The 24657-nt window shown below is 71.6% G+C and carries 28 protein-coding genes and 1 pseudogene; 14 read left to right on the top strand and 15 right to left on the bottom strand.

The window, feature by feature from the left end; translation table 11 throughout:
• Nucleotides 1–41 precede the first annotated feature (41 nt).
• Entirely contained in the window at nt 42–296 is a 255-nt protein-coding gene (locus ACGFNI_RS35140) for a hypothetical protein (protein WP_393689699.1), read from the bottom strand.
• 165 nt (nt 297–461) lie between these two features.
• Between ACGFNI_RS35140 and ACGFNI_RS35135 the strand changes: the two genes are divergently transcribed.
• A complete protein-coding gene (locus tag ACGFNI_RS35135; protein WP_393689698.1) occupies nt 462–1313 on the top strand; it encodes a hypothetical protein in 852 nt (283 codons plus the stop codon).
• A gap of 178 nt (nt 1314–1491) precedes the next feature.
• Nucleotides 1492–1719 carry a hypothetical protein gene (locus tag ACGFNI_RS35130; protein ID WP_393689696.1) on the top strand — a complete coding sequence of 76 codons (228 nt, stop codon included), beginning with the start codon at nt 1492–1494 and terminating at the stop codon, nt 1717–1719.
• Between the two features lie 101 nt (nt 1720–1820).
• Here ACGFNI_RS35130 and ACGFNI_RS35125 read toward each other — a convergent pair whose 3' ends face one another.
• Entirely contained in the window at nt 1821–2222 is a 402-nt protein-coding gene (locus ACGFNI_RS35125; protein ID WP_393689694.1) for a metal-sensitive transcriptional regulator, read from the bottom strand.
• A gap of 194 nt (nt 2223–2416) precedes the next feature.
• Between ACGFNI_RS35125 and ACGFNI_RS35120 the strand changes: the two genes are divergently transcribed.
• Together ACGFNI_RS35120 and ACGFNI_RS35115 are read left to right on the top strand one after the other, a co-directional pair.
• On the top strand, nt 2417–3037 hold the full coding sequence (locus ACGFNI_RS35120) for a DUF47 domain-containing protein (protein WP_006603963.1): 621 nt from the start codon (nt 2417–2419) through the stop codon (nt 3035–3037).
• A 9-nt stretch (nt 3038–3046) separates the two neighbouring features.
• The gene (locus ACGFNI_RS35115; protein WP_393689692.1) at nt 3047–4045 is read left to right on the top strand and encodes an anion permease; all 999 of its coding nucleotides are present in this window, start codon (nt 3047–3049) and stop codon (nt 4043–4045) included.
• A gap of 141 nt (nt 4046–4186) precedes the next feature.
• Here ACGFNI_RS35115 and pstB read toward each other — a convergent pair whose 3' ends face one another.
• The 4 genes from pstB to pstS form a co-directional block, all read right to left on the bottom strand.
• Nucleotides 4187–4963, bottom strand: coding sequence for a phosphate ABC transporter ATP-binding protein PstB (gene pstB, locus ACGFNI_RS35110; protein WP_393689690.1), 777 nt, complete (start codon nt 4961–4963; stop codon nt 4187–4189).
• 31 nt (nt 4964–4994) lie between these two features.
• The gene (gene pstA, locus ACGFNI_RS35105) at nt 4995–6080 is read right to left on the bottom strand and encodes a phosphate ABC transporter permease PstA (protein WP_393689688.1); all 1086 of its coding nucleotides are present in this window, start codon (nt 6078–6080) and stop codon (nt 4995–4997) included.
• Nucleotides 6080–7075 (bottom strand): phosphate ABC transporter permease subunit PstC, encoded by a 996-nt coding sequence (pstC, locus tag ACGFNI_RS35100; protein ID WP_393689686.1) that lies wholly within the window; start codon nt 7073–7075, stop codon nt 6080–6082. The genes pstA and pstC overlap by 1 nt, the downstream gene beginning before the upstream one ends.
• Before the next feature lie 85 nt (nt 7076–7160).
• Nucleotides 7161–8285 carry a phosphate ABC transporter substrate-binding protein PstS gene (gene pstS / locus ACGFNI_RS35095; RefSeq protein WP_393689684.1) on the bottom strand — a complete coding sequence of 375 codons (1125 nt, stop codon included), beginning with the start codon at nt 8283–8285 and terminating at the stop codon, nt 7161–7163.
• 388 nt (nt 8286–8673) lie between these two features.
• Between pstS and ACGFNI_RS35090 the strand changes: the two genes are divergently transcribed.
• Nucleotides 8674–9822: an NlpC/P60 family protein gene (locus tag ACGFNI_RS35090; RefSeq protein WP_393689682.1), complete on the top strand. Its 1149-nt coding sequence runs from the start codon at nt 8674–8676 to the stop codon at nt 9820–9822.
• A 339-nt stretch (nt 9823–10161) separates the two neighbouring features.
• Nucleotides 10162–11598 (top strand): PP2C family protein-serine/threonine phosphatase, encoded by a 1437-nt coding sequence (locus tag ACGFNI_RS35085; RefSeq protein WP_393689680.1) that lies wholly within the window; start codon nt 10162–10164, stop codon nt 11596–11598.
• 33 nt (nt 11599–11631) lie between these two features.
• Here the strand turns inward: ACGFNI_RS35085 and ACGFNI_RS35080 are convergent, their stop codons facing one another.
• From ACGFNI_RS35080 to ACGFNI_RS35065, 4 genes are all read right to left on the bottom strand, one after another.
• Nucleotides 11632–11973, bottom strand: coding sequence for a DUF2516 family protein (locus ACGFNI_RS35080; RefSeq protein WP_393689678.1), 342 nt, complete (start codon nt 11971–11973; stop codon nt 11632–11634).
• 103 nt (nt 11974–12076) lie between these two features.
• Entirely contained in the window at nt 12077–12724 is a 648-nt protein-coding gene (locus tag ACGFNI_RS35075; protein WP_393689676.1) for a hypothetical protein, read from the bottom strand.
• Entirely contained in the window at nt 12708–13211 is a 504-nt protein-coding gene (locus ACGFNI_RS35070) for a helix-turn-helix domain-containing protein (RefSeq protein WP_393689674.1), read from the bottom strand. Before ACGFNI_RS35070 ends, ACGFNI_RS35075 begins: the two co-directional genes overlap by 17 nt.
• Before the next feature lie 123 nt (nt 13212–13334).
• The gene (locus ACGFNI_RS35065) at nt 13335–14060 is read right to left on the bottom strand and encodes a TetR/AcrR family transcriptional regulator (protein ID WP_393689672.1); all 726 of its coding nucleotides are present in this window, start codon (nt 14058–14060) and stop codon (nt 13335–13337) included.
• 108 nt (nt 14061–14168) lie between these two features.
• On the opposite strand from ACGFNI_RS35065, the gene ACGFNI_RS35060 reads away from it, so the two are divergent.
• Both ACGFNI_RS35060 and ACGFNI_RS35055 read left to right on the top strand, forming a co-directional pair.
• Nucleotides 14169–15302, top strand: coding sequence for an FAD-dependent oxidoreductase (locus ACGFNI_RS35060; RefSeq protein ID WP_393689670.1), 1134 nt, complete (start codon nt 14169–14171; stop codon nt 15300–15302).
• A 49-nt stretch (nt 15303–15351) separates the two neighbouring features.
• Nucleotides 15352–15989 (top strand): annotated as a pseudogene (locus ACGFNI_RS35055) (GNAT family N-acetyltransferase).
• A 9-nt stretch (nt 15990–15998) separates the two neighbouring features.
• On the opposite strand, the gene ACGFNI_RS35050 reads toward ACGFNI_RS35055, so the two are convergent.
• Together ACGFNI_RS35050 and ACGFNI_RS35045 are read right to left on the bottom strand one after the other, a co-directional pair.
• Nucleotides 15999–16379: a winged helix-turn-helix domain-containing protein gene (locus ACGFNI_RS35050; protein WP_393689668.1), complete on the bottom strand. Its 381-nt coding sequence runs from the start codon at nt 16377–16379 to the stop codon at nt 15999–16001.
• Nucleotides 16376–16891 carry a hypothetical protein gene (locus ACGFNI_RS35045; protein WP_393689667.1) on the bottom strand — a complete coding sequence of 172 codons (516 nt, stop codon included), beginning with the start codon at nt 16889–16891 and terminating at the stop codon, nt 16376–16378. Before ACGFNI_RS35045 ends, ACGFNI_RS35050 begins: the two co-directional genes overlap by 4 nt.
• Before the next feature lie 333 nt (nt 16892–17224).
• Between ACGFNI_RS35045 and ACGFNI_RS35040 the strand changes: the two genes are divergently transcribed.
• From ACGFNI_RS35040 to ACGFNI_RS35020, 5 genes are all read left to right on the top strand, one after another.
• The gene (locus ACGFNI_RS35040) at nt 17225–18232 is read left to right on the top strand and encodes an SDR family NAD(P)-dependent oxidoreductase (RefSeq protein ID WP_393689665.1); all 1008 of its coding nucleotides are present in this window, start codon (nt 17225–17227) and stop codon (nt 18230–18232) included.
• A gap of 9 nt (nt 18233–18241) precedes the next feature.
• Nucleotides 18242–19102: a helix-turn-helix transcriptional regulator gene (locus ACGFNI_RS35035; protein WP_393689663.1), complete on the top strand. Its 861-nt coding sequence runs from the start codon at nt 18242–18244 to the stop codon at nt 19100–19102.
• A gap of 85 nt (nt 19103–19187) precedes the next feature.
• Nucleotides 19188–19946 carry an SDR family NAD(P)-dependent oxidoreductase gene (locus tag ACGFNI_RS35030; protein WP_393689662.1) on the top strand — a complete coding sequence of 253 codons (759 nt, stop codon included), beginning with the start codon at nt 19188–19190 and terminating at the stop codon, nt 19944–19946.
• 142 nt (nt 19947–20088) lie between these two features.
• Nucleotides 20089–21075 carry an aldo/keto reductase gene (locus ACGFNI_RS35025; protein WP_393689660.1) on the top strand — a complete coding sequence of 329 codons (987 nt, stop codon included), beginning with the start codon at nt 20089–20091 and terminating at the stop codon, nt 21073–21075.
• Nucleotides 21076–21141: 66 nt separating this feature from the next.
• On the top strand, nt 21142–21960 hold the full coding sequence (locus ACGFNI_RS35020; protein ID WP_393689658.1) for a class I SAM-dependent methyltransferase: 819 nt from the start codon (nt 21142–21144) through the stop codon (nt 21958–21960).
• Between the two features lie 23 nt (nt 21961–21983).
• On the opposite strand, the gene ACGFNI_RS35015 is transcribed toward ACGFNI_RS35020, so the two are convergent.
• Nucleotides 21984–22397, bottom strand: coding sequence for a VOC family protein (locus ACGFNI_RS35015; RefSeq protein WP_393689656.1), 414 nt, complete (start codon nt 22395–22397; stop codon nt 21984–21986).
• A 116-nt stretch (nt 22398–22513) separates the two neighbouring features.
• Here ACGFNI_RS35015 and ACGFNI_RS35010 point away from each other — a divergent pair, with 116 nt between their 5' ends.
• Nucleotides 22514–23095: a TetR/AcrR family transcriptional regulator gene (locus ACGFNI_RS35010; protein WP_393689654.1), complete on the top strand. Its 582-nt coding sequence runs from the start codon at nt 22514–22516 to the stop codon at nt 23093–23095.
• Nucleotides 23096–23153: 58 nt separating this feature from the next.
• On the opposite strand, the gene ACGFNI_RS35005 is transcribed toward ACGFNI_RS35010, so the two are convergent.
• Both ACGFNI_RS35005 and ACGFNI_RS35000 read right to left on the bottom strand, forming a co-directional pair.
• Complete coding sequence (locus ACGFNI_RS35005) at nt 23154–23744, bottom strand: NADPH-dependent FMN reductase (protein ID WP_393689652.1); 591 nt, start codon at nt 23742–23744, stop codon at nt 23154–23156.
• 127 nt (nt 23745–23871) lie between these two features.
• Nucleotides 23872–24303: an ankyrin repeat domain-containing protein gene (locus ACGFNI_RS35000; protein ID WP_393689650.1), complete on the bottom strand. Its 432-nt coding sequence runs from the start codon at nt 24301–24303 to the stop codon at nt 23872–23874.
• Nucleotides 24304–24657 lie beyond the last annotated feature (354 nt).

Below are 24657 nucleotides of genomic sequence, written 5' to 3'. Positions count from 1 at the left end.
TGGGGGTTCCCGGACTGGACGGACTCGTTCCGGAAAGCCGCTCAGGCGGGGGCCGATCCCTCGGCGGTCAGATGGCGCTCGGCGTCCGTGCGGGCCTGCGAACGGGCCCGGCGGGCCGCGCCGCGCCAGCCGCAGGTGCAGCTCGCCAGGATGAAGGAGCCGCGTTCGGCGGTGGAGGTGTGGTGCTGCGCCGGGGCCCGGGTGTCGTCCGGCGCGCGGGAGGGGCAGGGGACGGGCCGGGGTGCGGTGCCCGGTGCGGTGCCTGACGGTGGGTGCTGTGGGGCGCGGTCGGTCACCCCGCCACGCTACGCGCCCTGGGGTGACGCCCGCGTGACGGGCCCTTCGAACGGTCGTTGAACGGGGCGGTCGGTACCACGCGCGACCGTCCGGAGCGGGGCGGTCCGGCTCTGGCGTCCCGGGCCGATCGCCCATGACACAGCGGCCGAAGGGGCTCGTACGCGATGGTGGTGCAGGGCAGGCGAGGCAGAGGGGCGGCCTTCGCGGCCGTGGCGTGCGGGGCGGTTCTGGCGGGTGCGCTGACGGCGGGCTGCTCGCCCGACGGGGTGGCCGCCGACGATCTGCCGCCGACCGGATCGGCCGTCGAGGACGTGCGGCGCACCGCCGACGCGCTGCTGCGGGCCGGCGGCGCGCGGATCAGGTCGACGATGGAGACGGTGAGCGGCGGCACCCGCGTCGCGATCCGCGGCACCGGCAGCTACGACTTCCGTGCGGGCAGGGGGCAGTTGGAGCTGGTGCTGCCCGATCCCGCGGGGGAGCGCGGCGGGCCGCGACCGCCGGTCACGGAGATCATCGCGCCCGGCGTGCTGTACATGAAGAACCGCGGGGCGGGGGTGCCGGCCGACAAGTGGGTGCGGGTCGACTCCACGTCGCTGGCGGACGGGAACCTGGTCACCGGCGGCGCCACCGATCCGCTGACCGCCGCCGAACTGCTGCGCGGCGCAGGGCAGGTGACGTACCGGGGCGCTCAGCGGCTGGACGGGGTCGCGGTGCGGCACTACAGCGGGACGACGGACATCGGGGCGGCGGCGGGTGCCGCGTCGGCGCGTACGAAGCCCGCGTTGACGGCGGCGGAGAAAGGGTTCACCACGCGCCGGGTGCCGTTCGACGCGTATCTGGACGAGGCAGGACGGCTGCGCAAGGTGCGGCAGAGCTATCACTTCGCCAACGGGTCGGCGAAGGGGGCATCGGTGACGTCCACCACTCAACTCGGTGATTTCGGGAGGAAAGCCGCGGTGGCGCTGCCCGAGCGGGGTGACATCTACGCGGGGAAGATCGCGGCGACCGGGCGGTAGTCGTCGAGGCGTCCGCAATTCCCTTTTCGACCGTCGCTTTTCGGCCGTCCGCGGGTGAACTCCGGTGCGGGTGCCGGGGCCTGGTGGGCCGGTGACGGATGCTCGTGCCCGGTGGCGGAAATGGTCCTTCCGTGCCATGCGCCGCGTGTGCGTCCCTCCCTACGCTGGACGGCGGCAGATGAGCAGGCGCTCGAAGGAGGAGGTGGAGTCCGTGGCCGTGAACCGCAATGCGGGGGTCCAGGACCACGTAGCCCTCGTCGAGATCGACCTGGCCGGGGAGTTGATGATCGCCGCGGCTGCCGCGAGCGAGGACCGGCTGAGCCGGGACCGTATCGACGAACTGCTGGACGTGGGCTGCTGCGGGCGGCGGGCCCGGAAGGGTGGGTGGCCGGCGGGGCAGAGTTGACGGCGGGGGCGTACGCAGGGTGTACGGGCGGCGGCCGGTGCGGCGCGCGGGCCGTCGGGGCACCGGATTCCTGGGCTGAGCGCCCGGTCGTGCGGCCGGTGTCAGGTCCGCAGCATCCGCTCGATGGCCTTCGTCGCCTCCTGGACCTTGGCGTCGATCGCCTCGGGGCCCTTCACCGCGGCGTCGGCGACGCAGTGCCGCAGGTGCTCTTGCAGGAGTTGGAGTCCGAAGGACTGGAGGCCCTTCGTGCTCGCCGAGACCTGGGTGAGTATGTCGATGCAGTAGACATCCTCTTCGAGCATGCGCTGGAGGCCGCGGATCTGGCCCTCGATACGGCGCAACCGCTTGAGGTGGGCCTCTTTTTGCTGGGCGTAGCCGTGAATACCGCGATCATGATCGGTCACGGCATTCGGGTCGCCCTGGGGGGCGGTTTTCGGCTCGGGGCTGTGGTCGGCCGCGGCGGCTGCGGTGGTGCCGTTGGTGTCGGCGTCCGTGGTCGTCATGGCCGTCTCCCGTGGTATCTCAGCGATCCATATACCCCTGGTGGGTATATGGTACCGAATTTTGCGGGCACCCGAGGTACCCCGTGCAGAGCATGCTGCCCGATGGGCGACACTGAAGGAATGCTGGTTAGCAGTGGCTGGATGATGCGCCTAGCATCAACTCGACCGAATCCGATGCACCCCGAGGATTTCACGTGCGCTTTCGTCTGACCCCCAGGGAGACGAGCTTCTACGACATGTTCGCCGCCTCTGCGGACAACATCGTCACGGGCTCGAAGCTCCTGATGGAACTGCTCGGGGCGGACGCCTCCGCGCGGGCAGAGATCGCCGAGAGGATGCGGGCGGCGGAGCACGCAGGTGACGACGCGACCCACGCGATCTTCCACCAACTGAACTCCTCCTTCATCACGCCGTTCGACCGCGAGGACATCTACAACCTCGCCTCGTCGCTCGACGACATCATGGACTTCATGGAAGAGGCCGTCGACCTGGTCGTCCTCTACAAGGTCGAGGAGCTGCCCAAGGGCGTCGACCAGCAGATCGAGGTGCTGGCGCGGGCGGCCGAGCTGACCGCCGAGGCGATGCCGAATCTGCGGACGATGTCGAACCTCACCGAGTACTGGATCGAGGTCAACCGCCTGGAGAACCAGGCCGACCAGATCCACCGCAAGCTGCTCGCCCACCTCTTCAACGGCAAGTACGACGCCATCGAGGTGCTCAAGCTCAAGCAGATCGTGGACATCCTGGAAGAGGCGGCCGACGCCTTCGAGCATGTGGCCAACACCGTCGAGACCATCGCGGTAAAGGAGTCCTGAGCCCCGGCCATGGACACCTTCACGCTCATCGTGACCATCGCGGTCGCGCTCGGTTTCACATACACCAACGGCTTCCACGACTCCGCGAACGCCATCGCGACCTCGGTCTCGACCCGCGCGCTGACGCCGCGAGCGGCGCTGGCGATGGCCGCCGTGATGAACCTCGCAGGTGCCTTCCTGGGCAGCGGGGTCGCCAAGACGGTCAGTGAAGGGCTGATCTCCACTCCCGAGGGCGACAAGGGGATGGGCATCCTGTTCGCCGCGCTGGTCGGCGCGGTCGTCTGGAACCTCGTCACCTGGTATTTCGGACTGCCGTCCTCGTCCTCGCACGCACTGTTCGGCGGCATGGTCGGCGCGGCGCTCGCGGGGGGCACCGAGGTGATCTGGTCCGGGGTGATCGAGAAGGTCGTCCTGCCGATGTTCATCTCCCCGGTCATCGGCCTGGTGCTCGGCTATCTGGTGATGGTCGTCATCCTGTGGCTGTTCCGCAGGTCCAACCCGCACAAGGCGAAGCGCGGTTTCCGCATAGCGCAGACCGTCTCGGCGGCGGGCATGGCGCTCGGGCACGGTCTCCAGGATGCCCAGAAGACGATGGGCATCGTGGTGATGGCGCTGGTCATCGCCGATGTCCAGGACGCGAACGACGCGATCCCGATCTGGGTCAAGCTGGTCTGCGCGATCACCCTGTCGCTCGGTACGTACGCGGGTGGCTGGCGCATCATGCGGACCCTGGGCCGCCGGATCATCGAGCTGGACCCGCCGCAGGGCTTCGCCGCGGAGACCACGGCCGCCTCGGTCATGTACACCGCGTCGTTCATGTTCCACGCGCCGATCTCCACCACGCATGTCATCACCTCCGCGATCATGGGCGTGGGCTCGACCAAGGGCTCGCGCGCGGTGCGCTGGGGTGTCGCCAAGAACATCGTGATGGGCTGGTTCATCACCATGCCGGCGGCGGCGCTGGTCGCGGCGCTCGCGTACTGGGTCGTCCAGCTGGCCTTCGGCTAGCGGCCCTGCCGCGCTCGATCCGCGTTCGATCAAGGAGAGGGCCCGTCCCACCGGGAAGGTGGGGCGGGCCCTTCGTCCTGCGGTGGCACCGCCATGCAGCACCGCAGGACGCGCGGGGCCGGGCCAGGACCGGCGGGCGGCTCAGCCGAAGCGGCCGGAGATGTAGTCCTCGGTGGCCTGGACCGAGGGGTTGGAGAAGATCCGCTCGGTCTCGTCGATCTCGACCAGCTTGCCGGGCTGTCCGACGGCGGCGAGGTTGAAGAACGCCGTGCGGTCCGACACCCGGGCCGCCTGCTGCATGTTGTGCGTCACGATGACGATCGTGAAGCGCTCCTTCAGCTCGCCGATCAGGTCCTCGACGGCGAGCGTGGAGATCGGGTCGAGCGCCGAGCAGGGCTCGTCCATCAGCAGCACCTGCGGTTCGACCGCGATGGCGCGGGCGATGCACAGCCGCTGCTGCTGGCCGCCGGAGAGGCCCGAGCCCGGCTTGTTCAGGCGGTCCTTGACCTCGTTCCAGAGGTTGGCGCCCTTGAGGGACTTCTCGACGATGTCCTTGAGGTCGCCCTTCTTGGCGGTGCCGTTGAGCCGCAGCCCCGCCGCGACGTTGTCGAAGATCGACATCGTGGGGAACGGGTTCGGACGCTGGAAGACCATGCCGACGGTGCGGCGGACCGCCACCGGGTCGACACCGGAGCCGTAGAGGTCCTCGTCGTCCAGCAGCACCTTGCCCTCGACACGGCCGCCGGGGGTGACCTCGTGCATGCGGTTCAGGGTGCGCAGGAAGGTCGACTTGCCGCAGCCGGACGGGCCGATGAAGGCGGTCACCGAGCGGGGCTCGACGCTCATGGAGATGTCGTCGATGGCCTTGTGGCTGCCGTAGTAGGCGGAAAGGCCGCTGACGTCGATTCGCTTGGCCATGGAGATCACTGCTTCTTTCGTTGCGCTGCGGTCAGCGGCCGGTTGAGGGGGCCTTCCAGCGGGCGATGCCGCGGGCCACCAGGTTGAGGACCATCACGAAGGCGATGAGGACCAGCGCCGCCGCCCATGCGCGGTCGTACGAGGCGTCGGAGCCCTGCTGCCACTGCTGGAAGACGTAGAGCGGCAGGGACTGCTGGGCGTCTTCGAAGGGGTTGTTGTTGATCGTCTTCGCCCCCCAGACCAGCAGCATCACGGGTGCGGTCTCGCCGGCGATGCGGGCGACGGCCAGCATCACGCCGGTGGTGATCCCGCCGATCGACGTCGGCAGGACGACCTTGAGGATGGTGCGCCACTTCGGGACGCCGAGGGCCAGCGACGCCTCGCGCAGCTCGTTGGGCACCAGCTTGAGCATCTCTTCGGTGGAGCGGACCACGACCGGCATCATCAAGATCGCCAGCGCCATAGAGCCGGCGAACCCGGAAGGGCCGAAGCCGAGGATCAGGATCCAGACGGAGAGCACGAACAGGCCGGCCACGATGGACGGGATGCCGGTCATCACGTCGACGAAGAAGGTGACGGTCTTGGCGAGCTTGCCGCCGCCGTACTCGACGAGGTAGATCGCGGTGAACAGGCCGAGCGGCGCCGCGATCAGGGTGGCCAGGCCGACCTGCTCCAGGGTGCCGATGATCGCGTGGTAGATGCCGCCGCCGGGCAGTGCGTCAGGGACGGTGCCCATCGAGTGCGACAGGAAGTAGGGGCTGAGGACCTTGGTGCCGCGCGCGACGGTCTCCCACAGCAGGGAGGCCAGCGGGACCACGGCGAGCAGGAACGCGATCCAGACCAGGCTGGTGGCCAGCCGGTCCTTGGCCTGCCTGCGGCCTTCGACGGCCGTGGCCAGCGCGTAGGTGCCGGCGATGAAGAGCAGGGCGGCGATCAGGCCCCACTGGATCCGGCTCTCCAGACCGGCCACCAGACCGATGCCGACCGCGACCGCGACCGAGACCAGCGCGATGACCGGCGGGCTCCAGCGGGGGAGCCTGGCCTGCTTGAGAGAGACCGGCAGCGGGTCGCCGGGCTGTCCGGCGAGCGGTCGCCGGTCCGTCATGACGTCGGTCATCACGAGTACTCCTTGCGCCGGGCGATGATCAGGCGGGCCGCGCCGTTGACCAGCAGCGTGATCACGAAGAGGACGAGGCCGGAGGCGATCAGCGCGTCCTGGCCGAAGGTGTCGGCCTCGCTGAACTTGGCGGCGATGTTCTGCGCGAAGGTGCCGCCGCCCGGGTCGAGCAGGCTGGTGTTGATCAGGAAGCTGGGCGAGAGGACCGTGGCGACGGCCATCGTCTCGCCGAGCGCGCGGCCCAGGCCGAGCATCGAGGCGCTGATGACGCCGGAGCGGCCGAAGGGGAGCACCGACATCCGGATGACTTCCCAGCGGGTGGCGCCGAGCGCCAGCGCGGCTTCCTCGTGCATCTTCGGCGCCTGGAGGAAGACCTCGCGGCTGACGCTGGTCACGATCGGCAGGATCATGATCGCGAGCAGGATGCCGACGGTGAACAGCGAGCGGGCGGCGCCGCCGCTGTAGCTGAAGATGCCGGTCCAGCCGAGGTAGTCGTCCAGCCAGCTGTAGAGGCCGGTCAGGTGCGGGACGAGGAACAGCGCGCCCCACAGGCCGTAGATGATGCTGGGCACCGCGGCGAGCAGGTCGATGACGTAGCCGAGCGGGGAGGCCAGCTTGCGCGGGGCGTAGTGCGAGATGAACAGCGCGATGCCGACCGCGACCGGAACCGCGATGACCATCGCGAGCACGGCGCTGACGACCGTGCCGAACGCCAGGACCGCGATGCCGAACTCGGGCTCGGCGCCGGTGGCGTTCCAGTCGAGCGTGGTGAAGAAGTTGGCGTGGTCGCCGGATATCGCGAGGACGGAGCGGTAGGTCAGGAACGCCGCTATCGCCGCCATGATCACCAGGAGGGTGATGCCGGATCCGCGGGAGAGCCCGAGGAAGATCCGGTCACCCGGGCGTACGGCCTTGCCGGAGATCGCGGAGGGTCCGGCGGCCGGCGGGGGTGGCAGGGGCGGGGCGTCGGGTGACGAAGGCGCTTGAGGGTTCATGGTTTCTCCGGTCTGCGGAGCCGGTGGGCTCCTGGCGCGGCGGTGCACCGGAAGGGCGGCGGCCCGGGGGCCGCCGCCCGGTTCGTCAGGCGAGCGTCGCGACGGTCTTGCGGACCTTGTCGGCGATCTCGGTGGGCAGCGGGGCGTAGCCCAGGTCCTTGAGCGCGGCCTGGCCGTCCTTGCCCGCGATGTAGGTGAGGAAGGACTTGGTGGCCGGCAGGGTGGCGGCCTTGTTGCCCTTGTCACAGGCGATCTCGTACGTCACCAGGGTGATCGGGTAGGCGCCCTCGGCCTTGGTGGCGTAGTTGAGCTGGAGGGCGAGGTCGTCGCCCTTGCCGGTCTGCTTGGCCTCGGCGATGGCCTTGGAGGCGTTGTCGACGGTGGCGTCGACCGGGGCCTTGGCGCCGGTGTTGATCTTGACCGTGGGGATCTTGCCGGCCGTCGCGTACGACAGCTCGAAGTACGAGATCGCGCCACTGGTCTGCTTGACCTGCGAGGAGACGCCGGCCGAGCCGGAGGCCGCCTGGCCGCCCTTGCCCTCCCAGGTCTTCGCGGGCTCGTGCTTCCAGGCGTCAGGGGCCGCGCCCTTGAGGTATTTGGTGAAGTTGTCGGTGGTGCCCGAGTCGTCGGAGCGGTGGAACGCCTGGATCTTGAGGTCGGGCAGCGAGGCGCCCGGGTTCAGCTTCTTGATCGCCGCGTCGTTCCAGTTGGTGATCTGCGCGTCGAAGATCTTGGCGAGGGTCGGGGCGTCCAGGACGAGGTTGTCCACGCCGGGGACGTTGTAGCCGACCGCGATCGGGCCGCCGACCATCGGGAGGTTGATCGCCTGGCCGCCCTTGCAGATCTTCTGCGACTTGGCGACCTCTTCGGGCTTGAGCGCCGAGTCGGATCCGGCGAAGGCCGTCTGGCCCTGGAGGAAGGTGGTGATGCCGGCGCCGGAGCCGGTCGGCTGGTAGTTGATCTCGGTGTCCTTGCAGGCGCCCGCGTAGTTCTGCACCCAGACGTCCATGGCGTTCTTCTGCGCCGACGAGCCGGAGGCGCGCAGCTTGCCCTTGCCCTCGCACTTGATGCTGGCGGGGGCGGCGGAGGTGCCGGTGCCACCGGACGCGCTGGTGTCGTCGGAGCCGCACGCCGTCAGGGCCAGGGCACCGGAGACGGCGAGAGCGCCAACGGCGAGGGCGCGAACCCGGTTCTTGCGCTGAAGCTTCACTGTCGAGAGTTCCTTCCTGGGGCGCGCCGCTTCGTCGGCGTGCGGGGTGGGTCAGGAGTGTGCTGAGCCGAGTTGGCCGGGTGACGCCTTCCGTGACGGCCGTGACGCGCACTCGGTAAGGCTGAAATTAAGCAGATCAAGTGAAGCGGCCGATGGAGGAGAGTGAACGCAGGGTGAACCTCGGCCGTCAGCTGAGGGTGTCCGGTAGAGGCGTGCATCGGCGGGGCCCGCAAGGGGAATCGCTCCGTCACTCTGTTGAATTACCGATCGGTATGGCAGCATCCGCGCCGGAAGCAACGGCGCGAATCGGCGCGGACCGACCGGAGGTAAACGGGTGGGGATCCAGGGGGCGGACAAGGCTGTACGGGGCAGACGGGACATGCGGGGCATGGCGGGCAGGGTCGCGGTCGGTACGGCCGTGGTGCTGTGTGCCACGGGACTGCTCGGCGGCATGGCGCCCGCGGCGTATGCGAGCGCGGGCGCGGCGGCCGACGGGCCTGGTGGCGGGGACCGTACGGCGAGCCGGTCAGGGTCGGCCGCGGACGGGCCGAAGGGCACGGCGAAGGGCACGCCGAAGGACGGGGCGAAGGACGCCGCGGCCGACCGGCGGCTCGAAGAGGTCCACCGGAAGATCGAGGACCTGTACCGCAAGGCCGAACAGGCCACCGACGCCTACAACGGCGCCAAGGAGCAGGTCGAGATCCAGCAGAAGGAGATCGTCAAGCTCGCGCGGACCATCGACGGCACCCAGCGGAAGCTGGCCGCGCTCAAGAGGCAGGCCGGTCTGATGGCCAGCGCGCAGTATCGCGGCGGCGGCATACCGGCCGAGGCCCGCCTGATGCTGGACGGCGACCCCGAGGGATTTCTCGACAACGCGACCCTGGCCCGTAAGGGAGCGCACGCGGCCAAGAGCGTCATCGGCCAACTCACCCGCCTCAAGGCCGACTTGCAGGGCTACGCCGATGCGGCGACGGACCGCTGGGAGCTTCTCGACGCGAACCGCGAGAAGAAGGAAAAGGCACAGCGGGACATCAAGAAGAAGATCAGCGAGGCGAAGAAGCTGGAATCCCGGCTCGCCGCAAAGGAAAAGGACCGGCTGAAAAAGCTGGAGGACGCGCAGGCCGTCGCCGAACAGCAGAAATGGCTCGACTCCGGCGTACTCGCGGAGATCAACAACAAGGCGTCGGGGGCCGGAAAGAAAGCCCTCGCCTTCGCGACGTCGCAGATCGGCAAGGATTATGTGTGGGGCGCCGTGGGCCCCGACACCTTCGACTGCTCGGGCCTGACGCTGCGCGCCTGGCAGGCCGGCGGCACCACCATCCCGCGCACCTCGCAGGAGCAGTGGCGCCAACTGCCCAGGGTGGACGTCAAGGACATGCGGCCCGGTGACCTGATCATTTACTTCTCCGATGCCAGCCACGTCGGGATGTACATCGGCGACGGCGCCATCGTGCACGCTCCGCGTCCCGGCCGGCAGGTCACGATCGCGGGCGCGGGTTCGATGCCGATCCTGGGAGTCGTGCGGCCCGATAAATGACCGGATCGATGCTTAAGAGCCGATCCGTAACTCCGGCGGGCCCGGTATGCCGTACGGCCCTTACCGGAGGGTTGCCGGACCGTCGCGCAATGCGGTCGGGCGGGGTGATGTTCGTCATTCGCTTTCCGCCCGCCCCAGGTCAAATGGCTTATGCGGTGCGGCATATGACGATGGCCGATTGCTGTCGGTCATTCCGTCCCCCTGGGGAGTGGCGCTATGGTCGCACTCTCAGTGCCCGGCGGCGCCCCGCTCGATGACCAGAGCGGCGCACGACCGGGCACGCTGGTGCGCCGGTCGGCGCGCCTGTGCACCCTCGGGGGGAGGGAAGGAAGCAGAGCAATGCCCGTACCCGCACCGCACCAGCGGACGGCCGTGCTGCCGCACCAGGCGGCGCCGGCGGACGACGCCTGCGCCGATGCCGTACGCGCGTGGAGCGCACCGGCGGCGGGGGACGCCATGGACCGGGGCGCGCCGGTCGGGCCGTGGGCCGCGGCGGACACGGCCTGCCGTGCCCTGGCACCCGACGTGGCGCAGCCGGCCACGCCCCCGACCGCGGACAACGGATCGGGCCACGCCCTGACCCTGCTTCTCATCGGGGACGACCCCAACAGCACCGTTCCCGACATGTGGGACTGGGCGGGCCGCAAGCTGCGGCTGCGCACCGCCCGCAACCTCACCGAGGCGGCACGGCTGCTCACCGACGACGTGCACTGCATCCTGCTCGACCTGGCACCGCCCGACGGCCCCGACCGGGCCGACCGGACCGCCGCGGACGAGGCGGCGGACGGCGCGGGCCCCGACGACGAACTGGGCGCCCTGCGCGCCGTCCTGCGGATGGCGCCCGCGCACGCCGTCCTGGTGATGACGCCGGAGACGGATGCCGAGCGGGCCGCCGAGGCGGTACGGGTCGGCGCCCAGGACTACCTCTTCCGCGACGAGCTGGACGGCGCGGTGCTCAGCCGCGCGGTGCGCTACGCCGTCGAACGCAAACGCGCCGACCTCGCGCAGCGCCAGCTGACCGAATCGCGGCTGCGCGCCCAGGAGAACGCCCGTCTGGAGCGCGGGCTGCTGCCCACGCCGCTGCTGGAGGGCTCCGACCTGCGCTTCGCGGCCCGCTACCGTCCGGGCCGCAGCCGCGCGCTGCTCGGCGGCGATTTCTACGACACCGTGCGCACCGCCGACGGCACCGTGCACGCCATGATCGGCGACGTCTGCGGCCACGGCCCCGACGAGGCCGCGCTCGGCGTCGAACTCCGCATCGCCTGGCGCGCGTTGACCTTCGCGGGCCTGTGCGGCGACGAACTGCTCTCCACCCTCCAGAAGGTCCTGGAGCACGAACGCGCCGACGACGAGATCTTCGCGACGCTGTGCACCGTCGACATCTCGCCGGACGGCCGCCGCGCCGGGGTGTGCCTGGCAGGACACCCGGCGCCGCTGCTGGCCCGCGCGGGACTGCCGCCGCGGCTGCTCCCGTACGAGACGGGCGGCCCGGCGCTGGGGCTGCTGCCGCACGCCCGCTGGCCGCGCCGGCAGGTCGAACTCGGCGGTTCCTGGAGCCTGATGATGTACACCGACGGCCTGATCGAGGGCCACATCGGCGAGGGCAAGCAGCGGCTCGGCCAGGAAGGCATGGCCGCACTGGTCGGCCGTCGGATGGCCGCCGGGCTCACCGGCGAGGAGCTGCTGGACGCCGCGATGACGGAGGTCCGTGACCTCAACGGCGGCGAGCTGACCGACGATGTCGCGGTACTGCTGCTGGACCGCAGGAAGGGCTGACACCCGCCCCGCGCTCCGTGCGGGCGGGCCCGCTCACCGGCCGCCGTTGTAGGGGCCGTAAGGGCCGTCCGAGCTGGAGCCGCCGCGGCGCGGGCCCCCGCCGCCGGTGACCTGCCTGAGTGCCGGACGGACGTCGACGGTGTAGACGATCACCGCGATCACGCCGATGATCGGCAGGAACGACATCAGCGGCAGCAGGAACAGCAGCGCGGTGGCGATGACCAGGAAGATCAGCCACATGCCCTTGGTCTGCTTGCTCGCCGCGCGGTACGCGTCCTCGCGGCGCACGGCCGCGTCGATCAGCATCACGGCGGCGTAGACCCCCAGAGCCAGCTGCACCCAGCTCAGAATGCTCTGGAACCCGTAAATCAGCACGCTCTCCACCACCGTCTCGACTCGCAGCTACGCGGCCCACCGTACCCGGACAACGGGCCGGGCACCTGGAGTGTGCCCGGCCCGTACGCGGTCCGCCGTATCGTCACTGCGCCGGCGGCGGAGTGGTCTTCTTCGTGGCCGGCTTGCGCGGCGCGGCCTTCTTCGCCTCGGCGGGCTTGGCCGTCGGCTTCGGCACCGAGCCGTTGGCCGCGGGCTTCGTGGCGGCCTTGCTGTTCGCCTTGCTGCCCGCGGTTCCGTTCGCCGTGCCGTTCGCCTTCGGGACGGACTTCGGCTCGGTCTTCGGGGCCGGCTCCGGCTCGATCACGACGGCCAGCTCCTCGACCTGGTCGGCGGCCTCGCCGCGCCAGTTCTGCACCGCGCCCCGGCCGCGCTCGGCCAGCCCGTCGTACGTCTCACGGGCCCGCACCGCGTACTCGGCGGCCCGGCCGACGCCCTGGAGCGCCAGGCCCTGCGCCTGCTCGCGGATCTTCTTCAGGTCGGTGTCGAGCGTGCCCAGCAGGTCGGTGAGCTTGTCCTGCGCGTCCTTGGCCTGCTTGGCGAACCGCTCCTGGACCTCCTTGGGGTCCGTGGCGCGCACCGCCTCGAAGTGCTTGGGCGCCTCGGCCTTGATCTTCTCGACCAGGACCGGGACCTCGCCGAGCTTCTCGGCCGCCAGGTCGGCGGTGCCGGCGATGGCGTACAGCGGGGTCGGGTCGGTCAGGGTCTTGCGGAGGTCATCGGTGATGGCCATGACGTGGTTCCTCCTGCTGTCGGGACGTCGTGTGCTCAGGTGGCGTGGTGTGCGGGCCGCCGTCGGCCTCTGCGGCGCGGGGGTCCGTGCCGCGCTCGCCGTCGTGCCCGCTCTCGGTGCCGTCCGTGCCGCCGCTCCCGTGTCCGTTCTCCTTGCGGAACGACTCGTAGATCTGCAGCAGGACCTGCTTCTGCTTCTCGTTGAGCGCGGGGTCGGTGAGGATCGCGGTCTGCACCTCGACACCGTCGAGCCCCTGCCGCTCGTCGAGAATCCCGGCCTGCACGTACAGCGTCTCGGCGGAGATCCGCAGCGCCTTGGCCAGCTGCTGCAAGATCTCCGCGCTCGGCTTGCGCAGCCCGCGCTCGATCTGGCTGAGGTACGGGTTGGACACCCCCGCGGCATCCGCGAGCTGCCGCAGGCTCAGCTGCGCGGTGCGCCGCTGTTCCCGCAGGAACTCTCCGAGGTTGCCGACGTTGAGTGAGGCCATGCCGCCATCGTGCAACAGCGTGCTAACTATTGCAAGCAAGTGCTTGCGGGAGTGTAGCGTTCGGGTGAGGCCCGGCCGCGGCGCGCGGTGACGTACGCCGCCGAAGGGGCGGCCTCGTCCGGCTCAGGTGGCGGGCGGGGTGTGCGCCGGCCCGTCGGGCAGATGGAGGGCGGTGATGCCGGTGAGGACGAGGTCGATGCCGGTGAGGAACTGCTCGTGGTCGTCGTGGTCGCGCATCTGGTCCGCGACGGCCCGGGTGAACGGGTAGGCGTCGGGGTCGAGTTCTTGCCATGCCGTCGACGCGGCGTCGAGGAACTCGCTGCGGTCCGCGTGGAGCTTGCCGACGCGGGCGTTCGCGGCGTTCTGGCCGGCCGCGCCGAGGATGTAGTGCACCAGTGCCGAGGCCGCCGTGAACCAGCTGCCCTCGGGTACGCCGAGCGCGCGGACCTGCCGGCCGATGCTCTCGAAGATCCGTGGCGCCACCGAACCCCAGGGGTTGCGGGAGAGCTGGGTGGCGAGCTGCGTGGCGAGCCACGGGTGTTCATCGATCGCGTCGAACAGGCCGAGCGCGACGGCGCGGATCCCGTCCTGCGGTGAGCCGGGGGACTCGGTGGACCCGCTGGTCAGCGCGGTGGCGACGACGGCTTCGGTGGCGGCGCCGAGCAGCTCGTCCTTGTTCGCCACGTGCCAGTAGATCGCCCCGGGCCCGGTGGCGAGGCGCTCGGTCAGCGCCCGGAACGTCAGCCCGCTCTCGCCGGCCGCGTCGAGCAGTTCGACGGCCGCCTCGACGATGCGCTCCCGGGAGAGCGCCTCTGTGCGCCGCTGTGACCGGCGTGTCCGCGTTGCCATGCGTCCCATCTTGACACGTCTGGAGCGCCGTTCCAGCATGGAGCGCCGTTCCAAGATTGGAACGGCATACCAGAGAGGCCGGGCGGCCTCGATCCCGAAGGAATCACGATGCGCACTCCCGTCACGATCGTCGGCGCCGGACTCGGCGGCCTCATGCTCGCCCGCGTCCTGCACGTCCACGGCATCCCGGCCACCGTCTACGAGGCGGAGCCATCCCCGACGGCGCGCACCCAGGGCGGCATGCTCGACATCCACGACTACAACGGCCAGCCGGCGCTGCGGGCGGCGGGCCTGTTCGACGAGTTCCGCGGCATCGTCCTGGAGGGCCGCCAGCAGTACCGGGTCCTCGACCGGGACGGGACCGTGCTGCTCGACATCGCCGACGACGGCACGGGCGGACGCCCCGAGGTACAGCGCGGCGAGCTGCGGCGGATCCTGCTCGACTCGCTCCCGGACGGCACCGTCCGGTGGGGGCACAAGGTCAGCGGCGTCCGCGCACTCGGCGGTGGCCGTCACGAGGTGGCGTTCGCCGACGGCACCACCGTCGTCACGAGCCTGCTGGTCGGTGCGGACGGCGCGTGGTCACGGGTCCGCCCGCTGCTCTCCGACGCGGTGCCCGAGTACGTCGGCGCGTCGTTCGTCGAGACGTACCTGTTCGACGGCGACACCCGCCACCCCGCCGGCGCCCGCGCGGTCGGCGGCGGTTCGCTGTTCGCGCTGGAGCCGGGGAAGGGGATCCAGGCGCACCGGGAGAGCGGCGGGGTCCTGCACACCTACGTGTCGCTCTTCAGGCCGCAGGACTGGTTCGACGCGATCGATTTCACCGATCCCGCCTCCGCGACCGCGCGGATAGCCCGGGAATTCGACGGCTGGGCGCCGGAACTCACCGCGCTGATCACCGAAGGGGACACCGCACCGGTCCTGCGCCCCCTCAACGCCCTGCCGATCGGGCACCGTTGGGACCGGGTGCCGGGGGTGACCCTGCTCGGCGACGCCGCCCACCTCTCGGCCCCGGACGGCGAAGGCGCCAACCTGGCCATGTACGACGGCGTCGAACTCGGCACGGCCATCGCCGCACACCCCGGCGACGCCGAGGCCGCGCTCACCGCATACGAGCAGGCCATGTTCCCCCGCAGCGCCGCATCCGCCACCGACGGCGCCGTCTTCTACGAGCCCTCCTTCGTCGCCGACGCACCCCACGCCCTGATCGCCATGCTCACCGGACACGAGCGGCCCCGATGAGCCACGTGCCGGGCGGGTCCGACGGCCACCGCAAGGGGAACCATGAAGCATGCGACCGGACGGCTGGCACCTCACCGAAGACCTCGACGCATTCCTCGCCCGAGCCGGAGACTTCCTGCGCTCACGGCCCGCCCTGCACAGCACGCCGCTGACGGCGATCGAGAGACTGCGCACGCGCGGGGCGGACGCGTACGGCGCCGGAGCCACCGTCTTCGGCCGACTGGAGCGGGCGGGCGAGGTCCGCGCCGTCTTCCACCGCCTCCCGTCCCGCGGCCTGACCCTCACCCCCCTCACCCCCGAGCACGGCGCCGACGCTCAGCAAGCGGATCCGGCTGTACCGCCTCGGCGCGCTCACCCCGCCGGAGCCGCTCCCGGAGGGCCGTGGCCGGGTCACGGGCGAGCGGGACCATGAGCAACTCGTGCGCTGGTGCGGCGAGTTCTGTGCTGCCGTCGGGGAAGTCCAGGCCGGCTCACCTCCGGGGGCGTGGCTACGCGGGCGGCGTGACGGCCGAGGTGAGCCGGGCCGCGCTGGCCGCGGGGGCGACGGACGTCGTGCTGTACGCGGACCCCGCCAACGCCACCAGCAACGCCCTCTACCAGCGCATCGGATACGTCCCGGTCACCGAATGGTCCGTGTACGACTTCTCAACGGACGGGCGGTCTATGGGCAGTCGGCCGCCGGCCTGACCGCAGGTGTCAGGAGTCGGACGGCGGTGCTGCGGGCCCGGCGGGTTCTGTGCGTGCGCGGGCGCCGGCGTTCTGGGCCGCGGTGGCGATGTTCTGGAGTGCGGCGAGGTGCCGGGTCAGTGCGTCGTGCCCTTCGGGGGTGAGGGAGAGCCAGGTCCGGGGGCGCTTGCCGACGTAGCCCTTGCGGATGTCGACGTACCCGGCGGCCTCCAGCGCGGACGCGGTCTTGCTGAGGACCGAGTCGGACACCTGGCAGCAGTCGCGCACCGCCGCGAACTCCGCTTCGTCGCAGGCGGAGAGGAAGGCCGCGACGGCCAGGCGGGTGGGGTGGTGGATCGTGTCGTCGAGCGCGGGCCCGACCGGCTCCGGCGTACCGGATTCGGTGGTCATGCCAGGTCCCGCAGCTGCTGCTTGATCGCGGCGTTGCGCCACAGGCGCGCCGCCCAGACACCGATGGCCGCGACGACGGACACGACGACGCGGGTGGTGGGCTCGTCGGCCCCGAGCTGCCGGCACAGCAGCAAGGCCAGGCCGAAGGCCACGATGAGGGCGATGACAGGGACGCGGTTGCGCGCGATGCGCGTGGCCCAGGGCTCCGTCACCATGACCCCGCTGCCGCGCCGGCCCGCGCGGACGAGTACGCAGACCGCCACCAGCCCGGCGAGCGACAGCATGAGCGAGAACAGCGCCGCGGCGCCCTTGCCGTCGCCCCAGATGTCGCCGGCCCTGGGGAGGATCAGGACCGCCGCGGCCGTGGGCCCGAACCAGGCGGGGGTGAGGCGGGCCCGGAGCGCGGCGCGGGCGCGGGCGGTGTTGACGTCCTGAAGGGTGCTCGCCGCACTGTCGGCCGACGGGGCGGTGGCGTACGGGCCGCCGTCGGGGGTGTTCTCCTGTGCCGGCATGGGGTGCTCCTGGTGTTGCCGTGGGGGCGGACGGTCATGCGTGACCGCTTGTGTGGTGGGCTGCGTGGGCCGGGCTTCGTGACCGGCTTACGTTCGCCATCCTGGCATATATTTTCCGCACTGGAAAGTAATTTCCTGGGGGGCTCGTTGTGTGCCCGGGGGGGAGGAGGACGCGCGGGCGGGTGTCGGGGCGTTGTCGGCGGTGGGGTGCGGGTGTCGGCGTGGTGTCGGTGGGGGCTGGGACGTTGTGGGTGCGGCGGGAGTCGTCCTGTGGGGCGGCCCCCGCCGTGGATCACGGGGGAGTGCACGTACACCGAGCGCGAGGAGACCGCCATGACCGTCGCCGACCAGGGCAGCCCGTGGGACGTCCACCGGCTGCCGCCGGCCGAGGGCAAGAAGTTCCTGGTCACCGGGGGCAACGCGGGGATCGGGTACTTCGTCGCCGAGCAGCTCGCGGGCACCGGGGCCACCGTCGTGCTCGGCAGCAGGAACGCCGCGAAGGCCGCCGCCGCCATGGACGCGATCCGCGCCCGCGTCCCCGGCGCGCGGCTGCGCCACCTCCCGCTGGATCTCGCCGATCTGCCGTCCCTGGAGGGCTCCGTGGACGCACTCGGCCCAGGCGGTCTCGACGCCGTCGTCCACAACGCGGGGGTGCTGCTCGACGACCCGCGGCGCAGCGAGACCCCGGACGGACACGAGGCGATGTTCGCCACCAACCACCTCGGCCACTTCGCCCTCACCCGGTGGCTGATGCCGCTGCTGTCCGCCGCGCCCGGCAGCCGCGTCGTCACCACCGGCAGCTTCGCCGCCAGATCCGTCCGGCTGGACCTCGACGACCTCCAGAGCACCCGCGACTACCGGCCGAAGGACACCTACGCGCGCTCGAAGCTGGCGCAGATGCTCTTCGGCTTCGCGCTCGACCGGCGGCTGCGGGCGGCCGGCGCCACGACGCTGAGCGTGGTGACCCATCCCGGCGGCGCGCTGGACTCCCTGACCCCCGACCGCCCGCGGGTACGGGAGCGGACCGCCGGCGAGCGGCTGCGCGGCGCGCCCGCAGGTCTGCTGCTCCAGGGCAAGGAAGCCGCCGCGTGGCCCGCCGTGCGGGCGGTGCTCGACCCGTCCGTGCGCGGCGGGCAGATGTGGGGCCCCCGGGTGTTCGGGCTGCGCGGTGCGCCCAGGCTCGAACCCGTACAGGGGCACTTCGCCGATGTCGCGGTCGGGGAGCGGCTGTGGGACGTCAGTGCCGAACTGGCCGGTGTGGACGCGGACTTCGGCATCGGGCAGGGGAGCGGCGGGCGCCCGGAACGCGGCGGTGCGGGCCCGGATGGCGGGATTTCCTAGCATGGCGGCATGGACATCTCACGGCTCCCGGCCGCCGCACGGCAGCGCCGCAGCTCCGAAATACGTGCCTTCCTGCGCTCCCGGCGGGCCCGGCTGACACCCGCCGACGTCGGCATGCCGGCCGGTGCCGGGCGGCGCACGCCGGGACTGCGCCGCGAGGAGGTGGCGGTGCTCGCCGGGGTCGGGGTCTCCTGGTACACGTGGCTCGAACAGGGCAGGGACATCAACGTCTCGGCCGACGTGCTGGACGCCGTCGCCCGGGTGCTGCGGCTCGACGACGCCGAGCGGGTACACCTGTACCTGCTGTCCGGGCTCAACCCGCCGCCGCCGTCGCCGCCGAAGGACCAGGACGTGCCGGACGGCCTCCGACGGGTGATCGACGGCTGGCTGCCGCGCCCCGCGTACGTCATCGACCGGCACTGGAACCTGGTCGCCGTCAACCGCGCCGCCCGGCTGGTCTTCGGCTACGGCGACACCGACCACAACTGCCTGGTGACCTTCTTCACCAACGCCCGCTACCGCGCCGCGCTCTGCCACTGGGAGGACGCGGCGCGGCAGATCACCGGGCAGTTCCGCGCGGACGCCGCCCGTTATCCCGACGACCCGGAGTTCGGCAGGCTGGCCGCCGACATGTGCGCGGCCAGCCCGGCGTTCGCCGAGATCTGGGCCGAGCATCCGGTCGGCAGCGCGACGCAGGGCACCAAGGCGCTGGACCACCCCGAGGCCGGCGAGCTGGTCTTCGACTACACCTCGCTGCCGGTACCCGAACTCCCGGGACACCGGCTGCTGTTGCACACCCCGGCGCCGGACAGCGGGACCGCGGAACGGCTCGCGGCGCTCCAGGGCACGCCGGAGGCGGCGGCCCGCTGACCGGCCGGGGCCCGAAGGTGGTGGTGGCAGACCCAGGTTCAGCCGGCACTGCCGCGGGCGGGCGCGGCGGCCCAGGATCATCGGCATGAAGCGATTCACGAACAAGACGGCCCTGATCACCGGCGGCACCAGCGGCATGGGCCTGGCCACCGCACGGCGACTCCTCGACGAAGGCGCGTACGTCGCCATCACCGGCCGCGACCAGGCACGCCTGGACGCCGCCGCCACCCGCCTCGGCGCCGCGCCTGGACGGGTGATCACGGTCCGCGCCGACGTGGCGTCACGGGCCGACCTCGACCACCTCATGCGGCGGATCGAGACCTGGCGCGGCCACCTGGACGTGGTGTTCGCCAACGCGGGCACCGGCGTCTTCAAGCCGAGCGCCGAGATCACCGAGGACGACTTCGATCACATCGTGGACGTCGACTTCAAGGGCGTCTTCTTCACCCTCCAGACCGCGCTGCCGCTGCTGCGGGACGGCGGCGCCCTCGTCATCAACGCCTCCTGGACGCTCTACCGCGGGCTGCCCATCGCCTCCGTCTACTCCGCGAGCAAGGCGGCGGTGCACAACCTCGCGCGGACCCTGGGATCCGAACTCGCGCCGCGCGGCATCCGGGTCAACTCGGTGAGCCCCGGCTACATCGACACGGAGATGTACCGGGACGCCAACCCCGACCCGGACGCCGAGGCCCGCAACGCCGCCGAGGTACCGCTCGGCGCGCTCGGCCACGCCGACGACGTCGCGGCGGCCGTCGCGTTCCTGGCATCCGACGACGCCGCGTACATCACGGGACAGGACCTGGTCATCGACGGTGGCCTCGTCGGCTCGGTGCCCGCCGCGTGACGGCAGGCGGCCGAGAAGTACGCCAACCCGGCCGTCGCGGGCCGGTGTTGACTTGGAGTGCACTCGAACTCCTACCGTCACGGAAGCGGTTCCGGGGCGAGCCCGGACACCGCGGCAGCACATCGCACCAGGAGGTAGCAGGATGACGGGGATGCCTACGCGTCGGCTCGGTGAGCTGGCGGTCTCGGCCCAGGGCCTGGGATGCATGGGAATGAGCCACGGCTACGGCGCGGCGGACGACGGGCAGTCGGTCGCGACGATCCACCGGGCGCTCGACCTCGGCGTGAGCCTGCTGGACACCTCCGACTTCTACGGGGCGGGCCACAACGAGGAGTTGATCGGCCGGGCCGTCGCGGGGCGGCGCGACGAGGCGGTCATCGCGACCAAGTTCGGCTTCGTCAACCGGGTCGGCGAACCGGCAGCCGTCCGCGGCGACGCGGCCTACGTACGGCAGGCGTGCGAGGCGTCGCTGCGCCGGCTCGGGGTCGACCACATCGACCTCTACTACCAGCACCGCGTCGACCCGCGGGTGCCGATCGAGGAGACGGTCGGCGCGATGGCCGAACTGGTCGCGGCGGGCAAGGTGCGCCATCTCGGGCTGTCCGAAGCGGGCGCGGAGACCGTGCGGCGGGCGCACGCGGTGCATCCGATCGCGGCGCTCCAGAGCGAGTGGTCGCTGTGGACCCGGGACCTGGAGGAGACCATCGCGCCGGTCTGCCGCGAGCTGGGCATCGGCCTGGTGCCGTTCTCGCCCCTCGGCCGCGGCTTCCTGACCGGGCGTTACACCTCGCTCGACGGGCTGCCTGACTCCGACCTGCGGCGCACCCAGCCGCGGTTCGCCGACGGGAACCTCGAACAGAACCTGGCGATCGTACGGAAGCTGACCGAACTCGCCGCCGACAAGGGCGTATCGGCCGGGCAGCTCGCGCTGGCCTGGGTGCAGCACCGTGGCGACGACGTGGTGCCGATCCCCGGCACCCGCCGCCAGAAGTACCTGGAGGAGAACATCGGCGCGCTGCGCGTGGAGCTGACCGACATCGAACTGGCCGCCATCGACGCGGCGGCCCCGGCGGGCCAGATCGCCGGCGCCCGGTACGACGCGGGCAGCATGACGCTCGTGGAGGGGTGAGCCCCGGCGCCCGCCGGTGCGGCGGAAACGGCTGTGCGCGGGGGCGGTGGCTCCTACGCTCAGGGGGTGACGACGGTTCCGGAAGACTTCCTGCGGGCGTTCCACGCCGCGCACCCGGCGGTGACCGCACGGGCGATGGCCCGTGGCCTGGCCGCCGACGGACGCTCCAGCTACGAGATCCTGCGGGACGCCGTGACCGGCCGCCGCCGGGTGCTGGACCTCGGCTGCGGCGACGGGCTGCTCCTGGAGCTGCTGGCCGCCGACCCCGGCAGGGAACTCGCCGGAATCGACCTGTCAGCCGATGAGCTGGCCCTGGCCGGGCGCCGTCCCGGGGTGGCGGCGGCGGACCTGCGGGCCGGACGGGCGCAGCAACTTCCGTTCCCTGACGGGCAGTTCGACGGCTGCGTCACGCACATGGCGCTGATGCTGATGGGCGAGGCCGAGCGGGTCGCCGCCGAGCTGGCGCGGGTGCTGGAGCCCGGCGGCACCCTGGCCGCGGTGATCGGGGGCGGGCCCGCGGGCGGCGAGGCGTACGAGCTGTTCCTGCGGCTGGCCAGGCCGCTGTTCGACGCGGCCCCTGCCGCCCGCCGGATCCCCCGGCTCGGCGACCGGCGACTGCGCACCCAGGAGGGCTTCGACGAGGTCTTCGGCCCGGCCGGCTTCGGGCCCGTGCGGTGGGAGAGCGTACGGATCGATCTGACCGGGCCGCCCGATCTGGTGTGGCGTACGGTCGGCGGGATCTACGACATCGGGCCGCTTGACCCCGCGGTCACCGCGGGGCTGCGGGCCCGCTTCGAGGCGGAGGCGGCGGCGACGGCACTGCCGGACGGGCGGATTCCGTGCGCGATGACGGTACGGGTGGCCACGGCACGGCGGCTCGGCTGAGGGCCGGGACCGGCGGGCGGGGGTCAGAGACCCTGTGCCGCCAGCCACTGCGGGTCCGGATCGATGGTCTGGAGCACCTCGATGAGGATGCCTTCCGGGCCCCAGACGTTGAACCTGCGCTGGCCCCAGGGCTCGTCCCGCAGCGGCTCGGCGATCTCCACACCCGCGGCGCGCAGCGTCGCCTCTTCCGCCGCCGCGTCCGCCACCTGGAAGCCGAGGCAGAGGCCCGCGGTGTCCTGGGTGCGGAAGCCGTCCGGCATGGCGGGGTGGCCGCGCTGCACGAAGTCGAGGACGTAGGACGGGTGCGCGTCGTGGTGCAGGCTCGCGTACCAGTCGAGTTCGGCGACGGGGGTGAAGCCGAAGTGCTCGGTGTAGAAGCGGGCGCTCGCCGCGACGTCGTCGCTGAGCACGGCCACGCCGAGTTTCTGGAATCGCATGGGGCCTCCCTGTGTGCGGCGCGTCGGCGGTGCCTCCGCCGATTCAACCACTCCAGGCATAGTACTATGTCTGGAGTGGTTTGTTGAGTGGATAAGGCTCTCGGGAGGAGATCCGGATGGTGCGTAACCCTGAGCGGCGGGCGGCACTGGTCGACGCCGCCATCGACGTCCTGGCGCGCGAGGGCGCGCGCGGGCTGACGTTCCGGGCGGTCGACGCCGCGGCGGAGGTGCCCAACGGCACGGCGTCCAACTACTTCGCGGGACGCGACGAGTTGCTGGCCCAGGTGACCGGGCGGATCCACCGGAGCATCGCGCCCGACCCGGCGGAGGTCACCGAGGTGATGAAGGCGCCGCCGAGCCGCGAACTGGTGGCGGAGCTGATGCGGTGGATCAACCAGCGGGTCACCGAACACCGCACCGGCTACCTCGCGATGCTGGAGCTGCGCCTGGAGGCGACCCGGCGCCCCGAGCTGCGCGCGGAGCTGACCCGGGCCGTCCGCGAGACGCTTGACGACGACATCCGCTTCCACCTGGAGAGCGGGCTGCCGGGCGACCGCACCGCCGTGGTGCTCATCTATCTCGCGATGACCGGGCTGATGCTGGAGCAGCTGACGCTGCCGGGTGTGGTGCCCGATGACGAGACGGACGGGCTGGTCAGTGCGCTTGTGGAGCGGGCGATCGGGGCGGACGCGGAGTAGGCGGAGCGGTGGGTGCGGCTGGGCCCCGCCAGGCAGGCGCCGCTTCGGGCCTGCTCGTCTAGGCGCCGTACGGGCGCAGCGTGCGGGCCTCGCGGAGGGCCAGGGCCCACCAGGTCAGCTGGCCGAGCAGGGTGTCGGCGGCGCGGGTCGCGGCCTCCGGCTCGTGCAGCCGGCCTTCTTCGTCGAAGAGGTTCCAGGCGAGCGGGAAGCTGACCGTCTCGCGCACCGTGGTGGCGTGCAACTCCGCGAAGACCAGCCGCAGTTGCTCGATGGCCCGCAGGCCGCCGGAGATGCCGCCGTACGAGATGAAGCCGACGGGCTTGGCGTGCCACTGGGGGTTGAGCAGGTCGATGGCGTGCTTGAGCGGGGCGGGGAAGGAGTGGTTGTACTCCGGGGTGACCACCACGAAGGCGTCCGCCGCCTCGATGCGCTCGGAGAATGTCGTGAACTCCTTGCTGTCGTGCCGGAGTTCGTAGGGGCGGACGGTGTCGAGGTCGATGACGTCGAGGTCGATGTGCGTGTGGGTGGCGACGTGCCGGGCGAACCAGTTCGCGATGACCGGGGCGAACCGGCCCTCCCGGGTGCTGCCGATGATCACGGCGAGGGTGTAGCGGTGGGTGGTCGTGGACGCGGGTGTGTGCTCGGACATGCGGGGGCCCCTCGGAACGGGACGGCGGGGTTGCCGTCGGAACCAGACGCTAGGACCTCGATCAAGGTTGAGGTCAACTGGTCGGCCGGCTGGGGTGTGCCTGTCCCGTTCCGGGGGGCCGGTGTGGTTATGCGGCGCCGAACAGCTTGAGCAGCTCGGTCTTCTCGAACATCCGGGCCGTGTCGATCGCCGACGGGGTGCCTGCGGCGGGGTCGGCGCCGTGTGCCAGCAGGATCTTGGCGACCTCGTCCTCGCCCTTGAAGACGGCGCCGGCCAGCGGGGTCTGGCCGCGGTCGTTGGCGCGGTCGGCGTCGGCGCCGCGGCGCAGGAGTGCCTCCACGGTCGTGGCGTGGCCGTGGTACGCGGCCAGCATCACCAGCGAATCGCCCTTGTCGTTCGTCAGGTTCGCCGGGACGCCGGCGTCGACGTAGGCGGCGACGGTATCGGTGTCGCCGTGGCGTGCCAGGTCGAACACCTTGGCCGCCAGTTGCAGCACCTCGGGGTCGTGCGCGTGCTCGGTCGCCTCGGGCCCCTGCGGCTCGGTATTCGCGTCGCTCATGATCGCCGGCCTCCTGCTGTGGTGGTGGTGTCTTCGCCACTGTATGGGGGTGGGAGGGGGTTTGTGCAGGCCAGTGGGTGGGGTGGGGCTGGTGTTCGGTGGTCACGTGGTGTGTGGGGGTGGGGTGGGGGGGGGGGGGGGGGGGGGGGGGGGGGGGGGGGGGGGGGGGGGGGGGGGGCGGGCGGGGGGGGGGGGGGGGGGGGGGGGGGGGGGGGGGGGGGGGTTTTGGGTTTGCGGGTTCGGGGGGGGGGGGGGGGGGGGGGGCCTTGGGGGGGGGGGGGGCCGCTGTCGGTGGCGGGTGGGGACGGTGCGGCGGCCGTTGGCTGCGCTGGGGTGGCGGTCTCCTGGACGTGG

The sequence above is a fragment of the Streptomyces sp. NPDC048644 genome (assembly GCF_043199105.1).
GTDB lineage: Bacteria > Actinomycetota > Actinomycetes > Streptomycetales > Streptomycetaceae > Streptomyces.
Note: the sequence above shows the minus strand (reverse complement) of the source record. Positions and strands in the feature narration are given on the sequence as shown.

Excerpts from the sequence above, each read along its gene's own strand:
- ACGFNI_RS35135 (WP_393689698.1), top strand. The coding sequence starts at position 462 with ATGGTGGTGCAGGGCAGGCGAGGCAGAGGGGCGGCCTTCGCGGCCGTG.
- ACGFNI_RS35130 (WP_393689696.1), top strand. The coding sequence starts at position 1,492 with ATGAGCAGGCGCTCGAAGGAGGAGGTGGAGTCCGTGGCCGTGAACCGC.
- ACGFNI_RS35125 (WP_393689694.1), bottom strand. The coding sequence starts at position 2,222 with ATGACGACCACGGACGCCGACACCAACGGCACCACCGCAGCCGCCGCG.
- ACGFNI_RS35115 (WP_393689692.1), top strand. The coding sequence starts at position 3,047 with ATGGACACCTTCACGCTCATCGTGACCATCGCGGTCGCGCTCGGTTTC.
- pstB (WP_393689690.1), bottom strand. The coding sequence starts at position 4,963 with ATGGCCAAGCGAATCGACGTCAGCGGCCTTTCCGCCTACTACGGCAGC.
- pstA (WP_393689688.1), bottom strand. The coding sequence starts at position 6,080 with ATGACCGACGTCATGACGGACCGGCGACCGCTCGCCGGACAGCCCGGC.
- pstC (WP_393689686.1), bottom strand. The coding sequence starts at position 7,075 with ATGAACCCTCAAGCGCCTTCGTCACCCGACGCCCCGCCCCTGCCACCC.
- ACGFNI_RS35090 (WP_393689682.1), top strand. The coding sequence starts at position 8,674 with ATGGCGGGCAGGGTCGCGGTCGGTACGGCCGTGGTGCTGTGTGCCACG.
- ACGFNI_RS35085 (WP_393689680.1), top strand. The coding sequence starts at position 10,162 with ATGCCCGTACCCGCACCGCACCAGCGGACGGCCGTGCTGCCGCACCAG.
- ACGFNI_RS35075 (WP_393689676.1), bottom strand. The coding sequence starts at position 12,724 with ATGGCCATCACCGATGACCTCCGCAAGACCCTGACCGACCCGACCCCG.
- ACGFNI_RS35070 (WP_393689674.1), bottom strand. The coding sequence starts at position 13,211 with ATGGCCTCACTCAACGTCGGCAACCTCGGAGAGTTCCTGCGGGAACAG.
- ACGFNI_RS35065 (WP_393689672.1), bottom strand. The coding sequence starts at position 14,060 with ATGGCAACGCGGACACGCCGGTCACAGCGGCGCACAGAGGCGCTCTCC.
- ACGFNI_RS35060 (WP_393689670.1), top strand. The coding sequence starts at position 14,169 with ATGCGCACTCCCGTCACGATCGTCGGCGCCGGACTCGGCGGCCTCATG.
- ACGFNI_RS35050 (WP_393689668.1), bottom strand. The coding sequence starts at position 16,379 with ATGACCACCGAATCCGGTACGCCGGAGCCGGTCGGGCCCGCGCTCGAC.
- ACGFNI_RS35045 (WP_393689667.1), bottom strand. The coding sequence starts at position 16,891 with ATGCCGGCACAGGAGAACACCCCCGACGGCGGCCCGTACGCCACCGCC.
- ACGFNI_RS35040 (WP_393689665.1), top strand. The coding sequence starts at position 17,225 with ATGACCGTCGCCGACCAGGGCAGCCCGTGGGACGTCCACCGGCTGCCG.
- ACGFNI_RS35035 (WP_393689663.1), top strand. The coding sequence starts at position 18,242 with ATGGACATCTCACGGCTCCCGGCCGCCGCACGGCAGCGCCGCAGCTCC.
- ACGFNI_RS35030 (WP_393689662.1), top strand. The coding sequence starts at position 19,188 with ATGAAGCGATTCACGAACAAGACGGCCCTGATCACCGGCGGCACCAGC.
- ACGFNI_RS35025 (WP_393689660.1), top strand. The coding sequence starts at position 20,089 with ATGACGGGGATGCCTACGCGTCGGCTCGGTGAGCTGGCGGTCTCGGCC.
- ACGFNI_RS35015 (WP_393689656.1), bottom strand. The coding sequence starts at position 22,397 with ATGCGATTCCAGAAACTCGGCGTGGCCGTGCTCAGCGACGACGTCGCG.
- ACGFNI_RS35010 (WP_393689654.1), top strand. The coding sequence starts at position 22,514 with ATGGTGCGTAACCCTGAGCGGCGGGCGGCACTGGTCGACGCCGCCATC.
- ACGFNI_RS35005 (WP_393689652.1), bottom strand. The coding sequence starts at position 23,744 with ATGTCCGAGCACACACCCGCGTCCACGACCACCCACCGCTACACCCTC.
- ACGFNI_RS35000 (WP_393689650.1), bottom strand. The coding sequence starts at position 24,303 with ATGAGCGACGCGAATACCGAGCCGCAGGGGCCCGAGGCGACCGAGCAC.